This window comes from Allobosea sp. CS1GBMeth4 (assembly GCF_900185715.1).
Taxonomy (GTDB): Bacteria; Pseudomonadota; Alphaproteobacteria; order Rhizobiales; family Beijerinckiaceae; genus Allobosea.
The window spans coordinates 254,900-269,856 of record NZ_FYAS01000030.1 but is presented as its reverse complement, the minus strand read 5'-3'; the positions used below and the strand labels follow the sequence as shown (position 1 = coordinate 269,856).

Below are 14,957 nucleotides of genomic sequence, written 5' to 3'. Positions count from 1 at the left end.
AAGATGAACGAATGTTAAGGAACGCGCCGGCGTGCGGGCGGCTCAGCGCATGAGCAGCGCGGCGAGCCAGAGGCCCAGGCCGAAGACGACGTGATTGACGAGTCCGACCAGCCGGATTTGGCCGGCATTGGGCCGCTTGCCGGCCGCGAGGCCGAAGCCCATGCCGGGCTGCAGGATGAACCAGCCGCAGCCGACGGTGACGATGCCGACGATCAGCGCCGGCAGCAGTGTCGGATTGCGCGCCCAGTCCAGCCCCCAGATCGACAGCAGCACCGCGGCGAAGAGGGCGCCGATCAGGTAATGCATGACCCAGCCGATGGCGCGCTCGTTCGTCACGGGGGCGGTGTCGGCGATGGTGTCGTGCGCGAAGCGGCCGCGCGGCAGATGGGCGAACCAGCGGCCGATCGCCGCCCAGTTCGCGAGCGGTATGCCGAAGGCGCGGTTGAGGAACAGCGCCCAAAGGTCGAGCAAGGCGGTCGCGACGATGCCGATCGCGAGCGAGCGGCCGATCAGTTCGAGCATGTTTCCCCCCGGCTGCGAACCGCGCCGCCACCATGGAGGCGAAACGAGGCGGCGCGGTCAACCTCCGGCGGGCCGAACGGCCCTGCCGGCAGCGCAGACGGGCCATGCCGGCGGAGCCGCCGGGAACCGGCACGCGCCTTCGCCGTTGCTCCCGGAGTGTGGACGGTAGGAGACGGGGATGGCGGCTGCCGTGGCGAGCAAGACCAGCGTGAACGGTCCTCATGGCGCGGAGGAACTGCCCTCGATCCTCGTCACCAGCTACAATCTCGAGATCCGCGACGGCGATGGCTTCCTCGGCGACAAGGCGAGCCGCAGCGCCTTCATGGAGCATCTCGCCGAACTGCGCGGCCATCTCGCCGAGACCGGCGAGGATCCGCTGGCCGAGGCGGGCGAGACGCCGAGCAAGTCGGAGCTCGACAAGCTGGTCGACGATGGCGAGGCGCGCGAGGCCGCGCTGGTGCTCTCGGCGGTCGAGCGCTTCGCCCAGTCGCTCGCCGTGGTGATCCGGCGCTTCCTGCGGCAGAAGGCCTGGAGCCCGGTCGAGCGCATCGTCGTCGGCGGCGGGTTCCGCCAGAGCCGGATCGGCGAGCTGGCGATCGCGCGAGCCGGCATCATCCTGCAGAGCGAGGGGCAGGCGATCGAGCTCGTCCCCGTGCGCCATCATCCCGACGAGGCCGGCCTGGTCGGCAGCGCCCATCTCGCGCCGAAATGGATCTTCGAGGCCTACGACAGCCTGGTCGCGGTCGATATCGGCGGCTCGAACATCCGTGCCGGCATCGTCGAGCTGCGCCAGAACAAGGACACCGACCTGAGCAAGGCTCGCGTCTGGGATTCCGAGCTCTGGCGCCATGCCGACGAGGGACCGGGCCGCGAGGAGGCGGTCGAGCGGCTCGGCAAGATGCTGCGCGAGCAGATCAAGGCGGCCGAGAAGGAGGAGTTGCGCGTCGCGCCGTTCATCGGCGTCGGCTGTCCCGGCCTGATCGAGTCGGACGGCACGATCGAGCGGGGCGCGCAGAACCTGCCCGGCAACTGGTCGAGCAGCAGGTTCAACCTGGTCGAGAGCATCCGGGCGATGGCGCCGGAGATCGGCGGGCACGACACGGTCGTGGTCATGCACAACGACGCCGTCGTCCAGGGCCTCAGCGAATTGCCGTTCATGCAGGATGTCGAGCACTGGGCAGTGCTGACGATCGGCACCGGGCTCGGCAATGCCAGCTTCCGCAATCGCACGAGGCCGAAGGGAAAGGGCAAGGACAGGGACAGGCCGAAGAACGGCAAGGACGGGAAGGACTGAGCTGCTCAGTCGCGCCGGGCCGGCAGCGCCCAGAGCAGGCCGCGCGTGATGATCGCCGGGAAGACGGTGAGATGGTCCTCGCCCGGGATGATCTCGGTCGAGAGCCTGAGCCCCGGATAGCCCCGCGAGCGCAGCGCCTGCTCGAATTCGCGCAGATCGGCGATCATGTCGGTCTTTCGATTGTAGCGCGGATCGTCCGAGTCCTTGTCGATGGTCTCGTAGGAGGCGATCGCCATCAGCACATTGGCCTTCAGCTCCGTGTTGGCCTGCGCATAGTCGCGCTCGCGCCGGAGCATCACCTTCTGGTCGAACCAGAGCGAGGGGCTGCCGATGATGTAGTGCGAGAACAGCTTCGGCTCGGTCAGCAGGACATGGAGACCGAAGAGCCCGCCATAGGAATGCCCGGCATAGATGCTGCGGGTGGTGTCGGTCCGGTAGGTCGACGCGACGAAGGGCATCAGCTCCTCCGAGAGAAAGCGGCGATAGCCGTCCGCCTCGCCGAAGAGCGGCGGCCGGCCGGACGGGTCCTTCGTCTTCTCGCCGTTCGGCGTCGGCGTGTAGTCGCGCCGGCGGCTGTATTCGGGCGTGTCACCGACCGAATAGGACAGGCCGACGAGGATGAACTCCTCCAGCCCCCGCGCCCGGTTGCCGACGCGCTGGGCGATGCTGCGCACCAGCGGGAAGGCATAGTCGGCATCGGTGACGAACAGGACCGGGAAGCGCCGGCGCGGCTGGCTCTGGTAGGAGTCCGGCAGGCTGACGAAGATCTCGTAGTCGCGCTGCAGCGCCCTGGCCCGGATCGTCCTGACCTCGGTGCCCTTGAGCACGACGGGCGGCGCGGCCGCGGCGGAAGCCCGCGGCTCGGCATCCGGCTGCGCGATGGCGGCGGTGGCGAGCAGGAGCGCAGCGAGGGCGACAGGCAGGCGAAGCATTCCTGGCATCTCCGACAGGACTGTGCCGGGATCGTGACGGCTCGCGCGGCTGTCGCCAATAGGTCGCCTTCGATCTTCGCGAGTCGTCCCGGGCGGAGCGAAGCGGAGACCCGGGACCCATTCCGGAACGGTTCAGGCATGGTCCCGGATCGGCGCCGCTGACGCGGCTTGTCCGGGACGGCTTGAGGGGGAGGAACGCTAACGTCTGAGGCCCGGCGCCTCGACCGGAAGTCCCCTGGCGCGCACTGCGAGATAGAGTTCGAGCGCGAGATAGTCGTCCGAGCCGTAGTCGAACTGCGTCGCACGGACGCCGAGCGAGCAGGCGCGCAGGCGCCGGTGCAGCGAGCCGAGCCCGTTCCATTCGAGCCGGTAGGCGGGATAGCCGGTGCCGACCCCGTGACTGATCGTGTCGCCGCGCAGCTTCCGACCGACGAGGCCGTCATGGCATTGCGTGCAGGCGAGGTTGAGCTGGCCCTGCCGGCGCTCGTAGAAGGCCTTGCCGGCTTCGTAATAGGGCTTCGCCGCGCCCTCGGCCGAGACCGAGACGGGAACGCCCTGCGAGAGCGAGGCGACATAGGCCGCGAGGCCGAGCAGCTCCTGGCTCTCATGGCCGAGGGCCGGCCGCTTCTGCCGGACGGCCCGGCACTGCTCGATGCGACCTTCGAGATTGATCAGCTTGCCGCTTGCGGCATCGATCTGCGGATAGCGTGCGGCGGCTCCGCGCAGGCTCCGTCCGGGATCGGCATGGCAGGAGATGCAGCCGGGCGCGTCGCCTTCGCGGCGGCTGAACAGCTCCTCCCCCTGCTCGACCCAGAGCCAGCCGGGATTACGGGCTTGGTCCGCCTGCTGCCGCTGCATCTGCGGCGAGAGGAAGGCGCTGCCCGATTTGATCTCTCCGGCGCCGGCCGTCCCTGCGAGCGCGAGCAGGGCTGCCGCGAAAGCGCGGCCGGCGGCGCTCATGTCACGACGAGACGGGCAGTGCGGGTATAGGTCGCGCCGCCGTCCTCGCGCCATTCGAAGATCAGGTCCCCGGTCTCGACCGCGCGCGTAGTGAAGCTGACGAAGGGGTTGGCGGAGACGCCGGTGTGCATGTCGTAGCGGAAGACAGGCTCGCCGGCATAGGTCACGGTCAGCCGGTTCAGGATCTTGCGCGGCACGGTCGCGCCGCCGGCGTCGACCTGGCCGCCGCGATCCATCGGATGGCGGACGAGGACGCGGACCTCGACGATCTCGCCGGCCCTGGCCTCGGCGGGCATGGTGATGCGGGCGTTGAACGATGCCATCGGCTCTCATCCTCCGTCGATGCAGGCGCTCAGCGTCACCACGACGTCGGCATCGGCCATGACGTAGCCGCCGCCGCTCAGCGCTGCGACGGCAGCGACCTTCTGCGAGGTGGCGAGGCGCAAGGTGGCGCGGATCTCGGCCCGGCCGCTGCGCGGGGATAGATGGAAGCGCGCCACGTCGGGATAAGGGTTCTTCTCGGCGATGACATGGATCCAGCGGACATGGTCGGCTTCCGTCATCGGGCTTTCGACCCGGATCGCGACATCGACCGAATTGCCGTTCTCGACCAGTTGCGGAATGTCGAGGGCGATTCCGGCGCGCTCCGGCGCCGCGCCTTCCGTCAGGCGCGCGACCAGCTCGGCGAGTGCCGGCGGAGTGGCTGCGCCGGCCGGCAAGGCGGCGAGCGCGAGGCCCGCGGCGCCCGCGGCCATGACCTGACGGCGCGAAGGCAAGGGCTCAAAGGGGGCGCAGGCTGGCGAGATAGGCGACGACATCCTCGATCTCCTGGGCGGTCAGCGCCGGCCGATCGCGATATTGCGGGGCAACGTCTCGCAATCCTTCGGTGCGGAAATAGGGCGGCATCACCGTCCGCGGGTTGAACAGGCTCGCGTCGACGAGGCGCAGGCGCAACTGCCCGGAATCGAGCCGGACGCCGACCCCGGCGAGATCGGGGCCGATCGTGCCCTGGAAGGGCTCGTCCGGCTCCGGCACATGATGGCAGATCAGGCAATTGCCCTGCGTGCGGTCGAGCACGAGCGCCCGCCCGCGTGCAGCGTCGCCGATCCGCCCGCCGAGCGGCGCGGGGATCGCGTCGCCGACGACGGTGTAGCTTTCGAGGGCAGTGGCGGAATGGGCCGAGAGCAGACCTGCCAGACCAATCGCGAGTCGTCCCGGGCGACCAAAGCGAAACCCGGGACCCATTCCGGAACCTTCCTGATTGGCGCTCCGGAATGGAGCCGGGCTCTTCGCTTCGCCGCGGCGAGGATGACCTTGCCCTTTCACCAACTCACGCCTTGCGCAGGTCCGTGTGCTTCAGCGGCAGGTTGCGCACGCGCTTGCCGGTGGCGGCGAAGATCGCGTTCAGCACCGCCGGGGCCGCGACCGCGATGGTCGGCTCGCCGACGCCGCCCCAGAAGCCGCCGGACGGCATGATCACCGTCTCGACCGCCGGCATATCCTCCATGCGCAGCACCGGGTAGCTGTCGAAGTTCTGCTCGACCATGCGCCCGTCCTTGACCGTGCACTCGCCATAGAGCGCGGCCGAGAGCCCGTAGACGAAGGAACCCTCGACCTGGCGCTCGATCTGGGCCGGGTTGACGGCGTGGCCCGGATCGGTCGCGGCGACGATGCGGTGGATCTTGAGCTTGCCTTCGGCGCTGACCGAGACCTCGGCGACGGCGGCGACATAGGAGCCGAAGCCCATGGTCTGGCAGATGCCGCGATACACCCCGTCCGGCGCCTTCGTGCCCCAGCCGGCCTTCTCCGCGGCGGCGTTGAGCACCGCGAGGTGCTTGGGATGGTTCTTCATCAGCGCCCGGCGGTATTCGAGCGGATCCTTGCCGGCCGCATGAGCCAGCTCGTCGATGAAGCATTCGAGATAGATCGTGTTCTGGTTGAGGTTGACCCCGCGCCAGAAGCCCGGCGGCACATGCGGATTGCGCATGGCGTGGTCGATCAGCAGGTTCGGGATGGTGTAGCCGATCGAGGCCTCCGGCCCCGGCGGGTTGAGCCCCTGGAACACCACCGGGTCGCGCCCGTTCTGGATGTTCTGCGGGAAGATGCCGGCGACGATCGACTGGCCGGAGATGCGCATGGCGAGCCCGGCCAAGTTGCCGTCCTTGTCGAGCGCCCCGGTCAGCTTGCACTGCGTCACCGGGTGGAAGCGCCCGTGCAGCATGTCCTCCTCGCGCGACCAGATCAGCTTGACCGGCGTGCCGGGGATCTGTCTGGCGATGGTGACGACCTGGCGAACCCAGTCGTGGACGGCGCCGCGCCGGCCGAAGCCGCCGCCGAGGTCGATCTTGTAGGCCTCGCATTTCGCCAGCGGCAGGCCGGAGGCCTCCGCGGTCGCGGCCAGCGCCGCCTCGCCGTTCTGAGTGGGCGTCCAGACCTCGCAGCGTTCGGGGGTGTAGAGCGCCGTGGCGTTCATCACCTCCATGCAGGCATGGTTCTGGAACGGGTAGGAATAGACCTGCTCGATCACGCGGGCGGCGTTGGCGATCGCAGCCTTGACGTCGCCGTTCTGGTTGCCGACCGCGGCCTGCGGCGCGTCGAGCCCTTCCTTCAGCCAGGCGGCGATGCTTTCGCTCGAGACCTTGGCGTTCTCGCCCTCGTCCCAGGTGATCGGCAGCGCATCGAGCGCGGTCTTGGCGCGCCACCAGGTGTCGGCGACGACCGCTACCGCGCTGTCGCCGACCGGCAGGACGTGCTTCACGCCCGGCATGTCCTTGATCTTGGCAGCGTCGAAGCTCTTCACCTTGCCGCCGAAGACCGGGCAGTCCCTGATCGCGGCGTTGAGCATCCCCGGCAGCTTGAAGTCCATGCCGTAGACCTTCCTGCCGGTGGTCTTGTCGGCGGTGTCGAGCCGCTTCAGCGGCTTGCCGGCGATGGTCCAGTCCTTCGGATCCTTGAGCGGGACGTCGGCCGGCGCCGGAGGCTGCAGCCTGGCCGCCGCGGCGGCGACCTCGCCATAGCGGATCGAGCGGCCGGAGGCCTTGTGGGTGATCACGCCCCTGGCGGCGCTACATTCGCCCGCCGGGACTTTCCAGCCATCGGCCGCGGCCTGGGTCAGCATCATCCGCGCCGCGGCGCCGCCCTTGCGAACATAGTCGTGGGATTCGCGCACGCCGCGGCTGCCGCCGGTCGAGAAATTGCCCCAGACGCGGTTGCGGGCGAGGTTCTGGCCGGGCGTCGGATATTCGGTGGTGACCCTGGCCCAGTCGCAATCCAGCTCCTCGGCGACGAGCTGGGCGAGTCCGGTCAGCGTGCCCTGGCCCATTTCCGAGCGGGCGATGCGGATCACCACCCTGTCGTCGGGGTGGATCACGACCCAGGCATTGATCTCCGGCACCGCGCCTTGCGCCTCTGCCTCCCCGGCGAAGGGGATGGCGAAGCCGAAGCTGAAGGCGCCGGCGGCCGCGGCCGAGCCCTTCAGCATGGAGCGGCGGGAGAGCTTCGTATCGGTCACAGAGGCTGGACGCATGGTGTCCTCCAGAGTGCGGATGGCGCTGTGGGCGAGGCGGTCGCGCTCGAGCCGTGCGCCAGGAACGGGAATCTTGTCAGCCGCGGCCGAGCTGGCCGCCGGCGGCGACGTCCTTGATCGCCGCCTTGACGCGGTTATAGGTGCCGCACCGGCAGATATTGGTGATCTCGGCGGCGATGTCGGCATCGCTCGGCTTGGGATTGGACTGCAGCAGCGCCGCCGCGGCCATGATCATGCCGCTCTGGCAGAAGCCGCATTGCGGCACATCGTGCTCGATCCAGGCCTTCTGGAGCGGGTGGGCGCCGTCGGGCGAGAGGCCCTCGATGGTGACGATCTTCTGCTCGGCGGTGAGAGCGCTCACCGGCATGGTGCAGGACCGTGTGGCGACGCCGTCGATGTGCACCGTGCAGGCCCCGCATTGGGCGACGCCGCAGCCGTATTTCGTGCCCGTCAGGCCGATCTGCTCGCGGATGACCCAGAGCAGCGGCGTATCGTCCTCCACCTCCACGTCGACAGACCTGCCATTGATGGTCAGCTTCGCCATCGTAAACCTCCCGGTTTCGATCCCAAGTTCGGCGAGAGTGCCAGCGCGCCTCGCCTTCGGCCGAACCGGCCGCGAGCGGCCGGATGTCTTGTTTCGAGGAAATTGAAACGCAGAAGCGCGGCCACCGCCAGAGGTTGTACGGTCACCTTCGATCACGGTCGCGTTGGTGGAGCGGACGCTGCCGGGCCCGCCGCGTCCAGGTCGCATCCGGCGGCGCCCGCCATGATGCTGTCGGGATTTCCGCCGATGAAGCGCGGCGTCGGCGTGCCCGCCAGCGGCGCGCGCTCACAGGAATGTGAAGCCCTTGTCCGTTCTTCGCCCGCCGGCGCGGCGCAGCCGCGAATCCGGCCGCGCCACCTTTTCGCCAGGCACGCTTGCTTTCGCACCGCCGTCATGGCGAGGCTGCGACGATGCGAATCAGTCCGGCAGGGCGCCGATGCCGATGATCTCAGGCCTTCATCAGGCTTTCCGCCGGGCCGGCGCGGCCATGCTGTTCGCGCTGGCGCTGCTGCTGGTGCCGCTCGCCGCCCTGGCGCAGCCGGCCGATCCGGCCAGCGCCCGCGCGCGCCTCGATTCCGTCCGCGGCGAACTCTCCCAGATCGAGGCGTCGCTGACCAATCCGGACGTCTCGGACGCGGAATTGCAACGCCAGCGCCTGCGGCTGCAGCCCCTGGTGGACCAGCTGCGCATCCTCACCGACGAGCAGGCCCCGCGCACCGAGCAGGCCAAGCTCAGGCTCGAGCAGCTCGGGGCGAAGCCGGATGCCAATGCCCCGGCCGAGACGCCGGATGTGGCGCGCGAGCGCGAGACGCGGACGCGGGCCTTCGCCGAGGCCGACGAGACGCTGAAGATCGGGCGCGCGACGCTTCTGCAGGGCGAGCAGCTGCTGAGCTCGCTCGCCGATCTGAGGCGCGAGCGCTTCTCCAGGATGCTGTTCGCCGCCGGCCCCTCGATCCTCAATCCCGAGCTCTGGTCGGCGACGCTGACCGCCTTCCCGTCCGATCTGCGCGCCTCGCGATTGATCTTCGGCGACTGGCTGTCGGTCGTCTCGACGGCGTTGTTCACCCCGCGTGGCTTCCTGGTCGCGCTCGCCTTCCTCGGCGCGCTCGCGCTTTACGTCGCCCGAGCCCGCTACATGCCGCGGCTCACCGCCCGCCTGGCGGCGAGCGTGGAGGCGAGCGATCGCCATATCCTCTATGCGGCGCTGGTGCGCCTCGTGGCGCGGGCGGCCCCGCCGGCGCTGGCGAGCTGGTTGATCTATGCGGGGCTGAACACGGCCGGTCTGCTGCCGCCGCGAATCCAGCCGGTCGTCCTCGCCGTCGTGCTCGGGCTTGCGCTCTTCGCCTTCGTCCAGGCGCTGGCGGATGCGCTGTTCGCTCCCGGCGAGCCGCAGCGGCGGCTCGCCAGCGTGATGGAATCGACGGCCCGGACCGTGACCTGGCTCGCCGGCTCGCTGGCCATCGTCGTGGCCGTCGGCAAGGCGCTGGAGGCCTGGCTGCAGGCGATTGCGGCGGGCCTCACCCTGTCGATCATCGTGCGCGGCGTCGTCGCCACCGTGTTCGCGGTCATCCTGATCGCCGGGCTCTATCGCCTGCGCGACAATCAGGAGATCGAGGAGGAAGCCTGCCTCGGCCCCTATGTGCCGGTCGACGGCGCGACCCTCGGCCCGGTGCGGATCCTCGGCTGGGCGGTCGGCCTCGCCATCATCCTGGCGCTACTGCTCGGCTATGTCGTGCTGGCGACCTTCCTGACCGCGCAGGTGCTGTGGCTCGGCATCCTCGCCGCCGTCTTCGTGCTGCTGATGCAGCTGATCGAGCTCGGCATCGCCAGCCAGCTCACCGGCGAAGGCCGCTTCGCGCTGACGCTGCGGGCGGGGATCGGACTGCGCGCCGCGACGCTGCAGAAGATCTCCGTCGTGGTCTCCGGCGTGCTCAAGATCGTGCTGATCGTGGTCACGATCATGCTGGCGCTGGCGCCCTGGGGATTGGAATCGTCGGATTTCCTCACCTCCCTGCGCGCCGCCTTCTTCGGCTTCCAGGTCGGCGGCGTCACGGTCTCGCTCTCGTCGATCATCGTCGCGATCCTGCTGTTCGCGCTCGGGCTGACGGCGACGCGCTCGCTGCAGCGCTGGCTCGACGGCAAGTTCCTACCGACGACGGCGCTCGACACCGGCCTGCGCAATTCGATCACCACGGCGGCCGGCTATGTCGGCTATATCGCCGCGGCGGCGATCGCCTTCTCCTCGCTCGGCCTCAGCCTGGAGCGGCTGACGCTCGTCGCCTCGGCGCTCTCGGTCGGCATCGGTTTCGGCCTGCAATCGGTGGTGTCGAACTTCGTCTCGGGGCTGATCCTGCTCTGGGAGCGGCCGATCCGGGTCGGCGATCAGGTGCTGGTCGGCGACGCGGAAGGCATCGTCAAGCGCATCAATGTCCGCTCGACCGAGATCGAGACCTTCGACCGCTCCACCGTCGTCGTGCCGAATTCGAACCTGGTCAGCGGCGTGGTGCGCAACCGCGTCCGGTCCGACCGGACCGGGCGGGTGATGATCTCGATCAGCGTGCCGCGCCGGCTCAACCCGTCGGACGTCCGCGCCATGCTGCTCGAGGCGGGCGAGACGCATGGCGACGTGCTGAAGAAGCCGCCGCCCAATGTGCTGTTCAAGAAGATCGGCACCACGACGATGGATTTCGACCTGATCTGCGTCGTCGGCGAGGTCGACATCGTCGGCCGGGTCACCAGCGATCTCAACTACGTCATCCACAAGCGCCTGGCCGAGATGGAGACCCCGGTCGCGACCGAGCTCACGGTCAAGGGGCTGGAGGGCGTCGAGGAATCGCTCGGCGAGATCGCCGCGGCGGTGTCGAAGGAACTCGGCCGCCGCGCGAGACCAGGGGGACGCGTCACCGCGAAACGGTCGGCTCGGCCGGCCGAGGCGGAACCGGAGGAGACCCCGGCTCCGCCGCCCGCCAAACCCGAACCGGCCGCGGATGGCGGCAAGGACGAGACTAAGGACTGATGCGATGCGCCTGTTCCCCGCGCTGCCCGTGCCCCCGTTCCGGCTGCGCCCGATGAGCTGCCCCGCCGCGCTCGCCGCAGCGCTGTCGCTGTTCAACCTCGCCGGCTGCACGGAACCGGTGAGGACACAGCCGGCCTTCTATCGCGATCTCGGCTCACCCTCGGCGAAGGTCGATGCGGAGGCGGCACGCGCGACCATCTCGGCCTATCGGCTGAACGCGGGCCTCGGCGCATTGACGCTGGATCCCGAATTGATGCGGGCGGCCGAGCAGGAGGCCGCCGCCATGGCCGCCGCCGACAAGCCGGCCCAGGCCGAGGCGGTGAAGGCGAAGCTGGCGCGGGCCGGACAGACCGGCGCCGAGGCCAATCTCTCGGCCGGCTATCGCCGCCTCGCCGAAGCCTTTTCCGGCTGGCGCGATTCGCCGCAGCACGACCGGGTGATGAAGGCGCCGAACGCGACGCGCATGGGCATCGCCTCGGCCTATGCGCCGGGCTCGAAATACCAAGTCTACTGGGCGCTGGTGGTCGCGCCCTGAATGCCCGCTCGCGGCGCCGCGAACGGACATCGGGCAATCAGGGCTTGGCGCCGACCGGCAGCGGCGGCGCATCGGCCTTGAGCACGATGCCGACGCGGCGGTTGAAGGCGAGATAGGGGTTGTCCTTGACCAGCGGCTCGGTGTCGGCCTTGCCGGAAACCGCGCTGAAGCGCTCGTCCGGGACGCCGGCATTGCCGAGGAGCTCGCGCACCGCCTCGGCGCGGCCGACCGAGAGCCCCCAGGGATTGCCGACCGCTGCCGTGCCCGGCCGCTGCGAGGCGGTGTGTCCGGTAATGGCGATCTTGTTGGGCATGCGGCGCAGCGTCGGCGCGATCGCGGCGAGCAGCTTGCGCAGGCGCTCGTTCGGCTGGATCGAGCCGTCGGCGAACATGGCGCGGCCGTCCTGGTCGACCAGCTGGATGTCGATGCCCTGCTCCGACACCTCGATCAGGATATTGCGCGAGAGCTCGCCGATCTCCGGCATTTCGCGCAGCGCCTGGCGCAGGGAGGCGGCGGCGAGCGCGAAGCCGCGGTCGTGCGTGGCCGAGACCAGCCCCTCTTCCTTCTGCTGGTTGTGGTTGGGAGCGGTGTTGTCCGAGGCGTCCTCGATCGGCCGGACATAGGCGTTCTTGATATGCGTCTTGGTCGGGATGCCGTCGACCTCGACGATGCCGGCGAGCTTGAAGTCGCGCTGCGTGCCGAAGGCTTCGCGCATCGAGCCGGCGACGATCTGGAGCCTCTGCTTGTCCTGGCTGGAATAGGCCGCGACCATGACGAAGAAGCTCATCAGCAGCGCCATCAGATCGGCGAAGGTGACGAACCAGCCATGGCCGCCGTGGGCTCCGCCCTTCTTGCGTGCCATGGTCCGGGCCCTCTCAGGTCGCTTCCGCCATCTCGGCGCGATGATGGTCGGGCAGATAGGCGAGCAGCATCTCGCGCACCAGCGTCGGGCTCTTGGCGTCGCGCATCTGCAGCACGCCGTCGATGATCAGCGTGCGCGAGATCTCCTCCTCCTCGAGCTTGATGTGCAGCTTGTCGGCGAGCGGCAGGGTGATCATGTTGGCGATCACCGCGCCGTAGAGCGTCGCCAGCAGCGCCGTCGCCATCGCCGGGCCGAGCTTGGACGGGTCGGACATGTTGGCGAACATCGTCACCATGCCGAGGATCGTGCCGATCATGCCCCAGGCGGGGGCGCAGTCGCCGATGGCGCGGTAGACCTTCGAGCCTTCGTCGAGCCGCTGCAGGAAATTGTCGCGGTCGCGCTCCATCGTGTCGCGGATGAAATCCTTGTCGTAGCCGTCGGCGATGTAGCGCAGGCCCTGGGCGAGGAAGGGATCGGAGACCTCGACGCTCTCGAGCGCGACCGGGCCGCTCTTGCGGTTGATCTCGGCGACGCGGGTGATCTCCTCGATCAGCTCGCGCGGGTGCACCGAGCGCATGGTGAAGGCGAAGCGGAAGCCCATGGGCAGGCCGTGCATGATCACCGTGAAGGGGAAACGGACCATCGTCGCGGCGGTGGCGCCGCCGAAGATGACGATCACGGCGTGCTTGTCGAAATAGGCGGCGAAATTGCCGCCGTCGATCAGGATCAGCCCGACGAGGACGCTGATGCCGGCCAGGATGCCTACGCCGGTTGCGATATCCATGAACTCACCCCACGGCCGCCCAGCTGACGCTGCGGCGAAGCCATGCCTTCGCCGCAGCGGTAACCATAGGGAGCGGCGGTTTAAAGAAGCGTTAAGCTTCAGGGCTTGCTCGCGCCGCATCCTGAGCTAAAGCTGCTTGGCGATGTCCTTGCTTGCGATCTACGCCCGCGTCCTCGGCGAGCTCGGCCCGGAGCGACGCCTCGGGCTCGTTCTCGCGCTCGCCAACATCGCGCTGGCCGCCGCGGCCTTCGCCGAGCCGATGCTGTTCGGCGCGCTGATCGACAGGCTCACCAGCCTCCAGAATGCCGGCGCCCGCCCGGCCTGGAGCGACGTCAACCTGCTGCTCGCCGCCTGGGTCGGCTTCGGCCTGTTCAACATCGGGGCCGGCGTCTTCGTCGCGCTGCACGCCGACCGGCTGGCGCATCGCCGGCGGCTCGCGGTGATGGCCGATTATTTCGAGCACGCGCTGACGCTGCCGCTCGCCTATCACACGCAGACCCATTCCGGCCGGGTCCTCAAGGTGATGCTGGAAGGCACCAGCGGCATGTGGGCGCTGTGGCTCTCCTTCTTCCGCGAGCATTGCGCCAGCTTCGTCGCGCTCTTCATCCTGCTGCCGTTCACGCTGTGGAAGAACTGGCAGCTCGGCCTGCTGCTGATCTTCCTGGTTCTGCTGTTCGGCTCGCTGACCGCCTATGTGCTGCGCAAGACCGACAAGCTGCAGAGCAATGTCGAGACCTATCATTCGAACCTGGCCGAACGGGCCTCGGACGCGCTCGGCAACGTACCGGTGATCCAGAGCTTCACCCGGATCGAGGCCGAGGTGCGCGGCCTGCGCAACACCATCACCAGCCTGCTCGAGGCGCAGCTCCCGGTGCTGACCTGGTGGGCGGTCGCGACGGTGGCGACGCGCGCCTCGGCGACGCTGACCGTGCTCTCGATCTTCGTGGTCGGCACCTGGCTCCTGATGCAGGGGCTGACCACGGTCGGCGAGATCGTCACCTTCATGGGCTTCGCCACCATGCTGGTCGGGCGGCTCGAGCAGATCGTCGCCTTCGTGAACTTCATCTTCATGCAGGCGCCGAAGATGCGCGAGTTCTTCGAGGTGATCGACACCTTGCCGGCGGTGCGGGACCTGCCGGGCGCGGCCGATGCCGGCCGGCTCGAGGGCCGCATCGCCTTCGACGACGTCTCCTTCTCCTATGACGGCAAGCGCGCCGCCGTCGCCGACGTGTCGTTCGAGGTGAATCCCGGCGAGACCATCGCGATCGTCGGCTCGACCGGCTCGGGCAAGTCGACCACGCTCGGGCTGCTGCATCGCGCCTTCGATCCCCAGTCCGGCCGCATCCTCGCCGACGGCAGGGACATCCGCGAGATCTCGCTCCTCTCCCTGCGACGCAATATCGGCGTGGTCTTCCAGGAGCCGATGCTGTTCGCGCGCTCGATCCGCGAGAACCTGACGGTCGGCAAGCCGGACGCCACCGACGCCGAGATGATGGAGGCGCTCGACCGGGCCCAGGCCAGCGAGGTGATGGCGCGCCAGCCGGACGGGCTCGACACCATCGTCGGCGAGCGCGGCCGCACCCTGTCGGGCGGCGAGCGCCAGCGCCTGTCGATCGCCCGGGCGCTGCTCAAGAATCCGCCGATCCTGATCCTCGACGAGGCGACCTCGGCCCTCGACGCGGCGACCGAGGTGAAGCTGCAAAAGGCCCTCGACGAGGTGATGCGGGGCCGCACCACCTTCGTCATCGCCCACCGCCTCGCCACCATCCGCAATGCCGACCGCATCCTGGTGTTCGAGCAGGGCCGGGTGATCGAGATGGGATCCTTCGAGGAGCTGGTCGCCAAGGGAGGCCGCTTCGCCGCGCTGGCCCGGGCGCAGTACCTCGTCGCCGACAGGCCGGCGCAGGCACTGCCGGACGGCGAGGTCAGCCCGCTGGCGCAGAAGTTGCCTGGGGCGTGAGGACCGGCCGGCCCGCGCGACC

General features: G+C 69.1%; 14 protein-coding genes. 4 read left to right on the top strand and 10 right to left on the bottom strand.

The window, feature by feature from the left end; genetic code table 11:
* Positions 1 to 42: 42 nt before the first annotated feature.
* Positions 43 to 522 carry a DUF2938 domain-containing protein gene (locus CS1GBM4_RS18590; protein WP_186420221.1) on the bottom strand — a complete coding sequence of 160 codons (480 nt, stop codon included), beginning with the start codon at positions 520 to 522 and terminating at the stop codon, positions 43 to 45.
* Between the two features lie 178 nt (positions 523 to 700).
* Here CS1GBM4_RS18590 and CS1GBM4_RS18585 point away from each other — a divergent pair, with 178 nt between their 5' ends.
* On the top strand, positions 701 to 1,816 hold the full coding sequence (locus CS1GBM4_RS18585) for an ROK family protein (protein ID WP_186420220.1): 1,116 nt from the start codon (positions 701 to 703) through the stop codon (positions 1,814 to 1,816).
* A 5-nt stretch (positions 1,817 to 1,821) separates the two neighbouring features.
* Here the strand turns inward: CS1GBM4_RS18585 and CS1GBM4_RS18580 are convergent, their stop codons facing one another.
* From CS1GBM4_RS18580 to CS1GBM4_RS18550, 7 genes are all read right to left on the bottom strand, one after another.
* Positions 1,822 to 2,748: an alpha/beta hydrolase-fold protein gene (locus CS1GBM4_RS18580; protein WP_186420219.1), complete on the bottom strand. Its 927-nt coding sequence runs from the start codon at positions 2,746 to 2,748 to the stop codon at positions 1,822 to 1,824.
* Positions 2,749 to 2,946: 198 nt separating this feature from the next.
* The gene (gene soxA, locus CS1GBM4_RS18575) at positions 2,947 to 3,708 is read right to left on the bottom strand and encodes a sulfur oxidation c-type cytochrome SoxA (protein WP_186420218.1); all 762 of its coding nucleotides are present in this window, start codon (positions 3,706 to 3,708) and stop codon (positions 2,947 to 2,949) included.
* The gene (soxZ, locus tag CS1GBM4_RS18570) at positions 3,705 to 4,031 is read right to left on the bottom strand and encodes a thiosulfate oxidation carrier complex protein SoxZ (RefSeq protein ID WP_186420217.1); all 327 of its coding nucleotides are present in this window, start codon (positions 4,029 to 4,031) and stop codon (positions 3,705 to 3,707) included. Before soxZ ends, soxA begins: the two co-directional genes overlap by 4 nt.
* A gap of 6 nt (positions 4,032 to 4,037) precedes the next feature.
* The gene (locus CS1GBM4_RS18565) at positions 4,038 to 4,463 is read right to left on the bottom strand and encodes a thiosulfate oxidation carrier protein SoxY (RefSeq protein ID WP_244607297.1); all 426 of its coding nucleotides are present in this window, start codon (positions 4,461 to 4,463) and stop codon (positions 4,038 to 4,040) included.
* 25 nt (positions 4,464 to 4,488) lie between these two features.
* A complete protein-coding gene (gene soxX / locus CS1GBM4_RS18560) occupies positions 4,489 to 4,953 on the bottom strand; it encodes a sulfur oxidation c-type cytochrome SoxX (protein ID WP_186420215.1) in 465 nt (154 codons plus the stop codon).
* Between the two features lie 85 nt (positions 4,954 to 5,038).
* A complete protein-coding gene (locus CS1GBM4_RS18555) occupies positions 5,039 to 7,234 on the bottom strand; it encodes a molybdopterin cofactor-binding domain-containing protein (protein WP_186420214.1) in 2,196 nt (731 codons plus the stop codon).
* 76 nt (positions 7,235 to 7,310) lie between these two features.
* Positions 7,311 to 7,778: a (2Fe-2S)-binding protein gene (locus CS1GBM4_RS18550; RefSeq protein ID WP_186420213.1), complete on the bottom strand. Its 468-nt coding sequence runs from the start codon at positions 7,776 to 7,778 to the stop codon at positions 7,311 to 7,313.
* 436 nt (positions 7,779 to 8,214) lie between these two features.
* Between CS1GBM4_RS18550 and CS1GBM4_RS18545 the strand changes: the two genes are divergently transcribed.
* Together CS1GBM4_RS18545 and CS1GBM4_RS18540 are read left to right on the top strand one after the other, a co-directional pair.
* The gene (locus CS1GBM4_RS18545) at positions 8,215 to 10,794 is read left to right on the top strand and encodes a DUF3772 domain-containing protein (protein WP_186420212.1); all 2,580 of its coding nucleotides are present in this window, start codon (positions 8,215 to 8,217) and stop codon (positions 10,792 to 10,794) included.
* A gap of 4 nt (positions 10,795 to 10,798) precedes the next feature.
* On the top strand, positions 10,799 to 11,329 hold the full coding sequence (locus CS1GBM4_RS18540; protein ID WP_244607296.1) for a CAP domain-containing protein: 531 nt from the start codon (positions 10,799 to 10,801) through the stop codon (positions 11,327 to 11,329).
* A 37-nt stretch (positions 11,330 to 11,366) separates the two neighbouring features.
* On the opposite strand, the gene CS1GBM4_RS18535 is transcribed toward CS1GBM4_RS18540, so the two are convergent.
* Together CS1GBM4_RS18535 and CS1GBM4_RS18530 are read right to left on the bottom strand one after the other, a co-directional pair.
* The gene (locus CS1GBM4_RS18535; RefSeq protein ID WP_186420211.1) at positions 11,367 to 12,191 is read right to left on the bottom strand and encodes a flagellar motor protein MotB; all 825 of its coding nucleotides are present in this window, start codon (positions 12,189 to 12,191) and stop codon (positions 11,367 to 11,369) included.
* A gap of 13 nt (positions 12,192 to 12,204) precedes the next feature.
* Complete coding sequence (locus CS1GBM4_RS18530; RefSeq protein WP_186420210.1) at positions 12,205 to 12,975, bottom strand: MotA/TolQ/ExbB proton channel family protein; 771 nt, start codon at positions 12,973 to 12,975, stop codon at positions 12,205 to 12,207.
* Between the two features lie 142 nt (positions 12,976 to 13,117).
* Here CS1GBM4_RS18530 and CS1GBM4_RS18525 point away from each other — a divergent pair, with 142 nt between their 5' ends.
* Positions 13,118 to 14,935 (top strand): glucan ABC transporter ATP-binding protein/ permease, encoded by a 1,818-nt coding sequence (locus CS1GBM4_RS18525; protein WP_186420209.1) that lies wholly within the window; start codon positions 13,118 to 13,120, stop codon positions 14,933 to 14,935.
* Positions 14,936 to 14,957 lie beyond the last annotated feature (22 nt).

Bases quoted from the DNA above. Each gene is read 5' to 3' on its own strand.
- CS1GBM4_RS18590 (WP_186420221.1), bottom strand. From the start codon at position 522: ATGCTCGAACTGATCGGCCGCTCGCTCGCGATCGGCATCGTCGCGACC.
- CS1GBM4_RS18585 (WP_186420220.1), top strand. From the start codon at position 701: ATGGCGGCTGCCGTGGCGAGCAAGACCAGCGTGAACGGTCCTCATGGC.
- CS1GBM4_RS18580 (WP_186420219.1), bottom strand. From the start codon at position 2,748: ATGCTTCGCCTGCCTGTCGCCCTCGCTGCGCTCCTGCTCGCCACCGCC.
- soxA (WP_186420218.1), bottom strand. From the start codon at position 3,708: ATGAGCGCCGCCGGCCGCGCTTTCGCGGCAGCCCTGCTCGCGCTCGCA.
- soxZ (WP_186420217.1), bottom strand. From the start codon at position 4,031: ATGGCATCGTTCAACGCCCGCATCACCATGCCCGCCGAGGCCAGGGCC.
- CS1GBM4_RS18565 (WP_244607297.1), bottom strand. From the start codon at position 4,463: ATGGCCGCGGGCGCCGCGGGCCTCGCGCTCGCCGCCTTGCCGGCCGGC.
- soxX (WP_186420215.1), bottom strand. From the start codon at position 4,953: ATGGGTCCCGGGTTTCGCTTTGGTCGCCCGGGACGACTCGCGATTGGT.
- CS1GBM4_RS18555 (WP_186420214.1), bottom strand. From the start codon at position 7,234: ATGCGTCCAGCCTCTGTGACCGATACGAAGCTCTCCCGCCGCTCCATG.
- CS1GBM4_RS18550 (WP_186420213.1), bottom strand. From the start codon at position 7,778: ATGGCGAAGCTGACCATCAATGGCAGGTCTGTCGACGTGGAGGTGGAG.
- CS1GBM4_RS18545 (WP_186420212.1), top strand. From the start codon at position 8,215: ATGCCGATGATCTCAGGCCTTCATCAGGCTTTCCGCCGGGCCGGCGCG.
- CS1GBM4_RS18540 (WP_244607296.1), top strand. From the start codon at position 10,799: ATGCGCCTGTTCCCCGCGCTGCCCGTGCCCCCGTTCCGGCTGCGCCCG.
- CS1GBM4_RS18535 (WP_186420211.1), bottom strand. From the start codon at position 12,191: ATGGCACGCAAGAAGGGCGGAGCCCACGGCGGCCATGGCTGGTTCGTC.
- CS1GBM4_RS18530 (WP_186420210.1), bottom strand. From the start codon at position 12,975: ATGGATATCGCAACCGGCGTAGGCATCCTGGCCGGCATCAGCGTCCTC.
- CS1GBM4_RS18525 (WP_186420209.1), top strand. From the start codon at position 13,118: ATGTCCTTGCTTGCGATCTACGCCCGCGTCCTCGGCGAGCTCGGCCCG.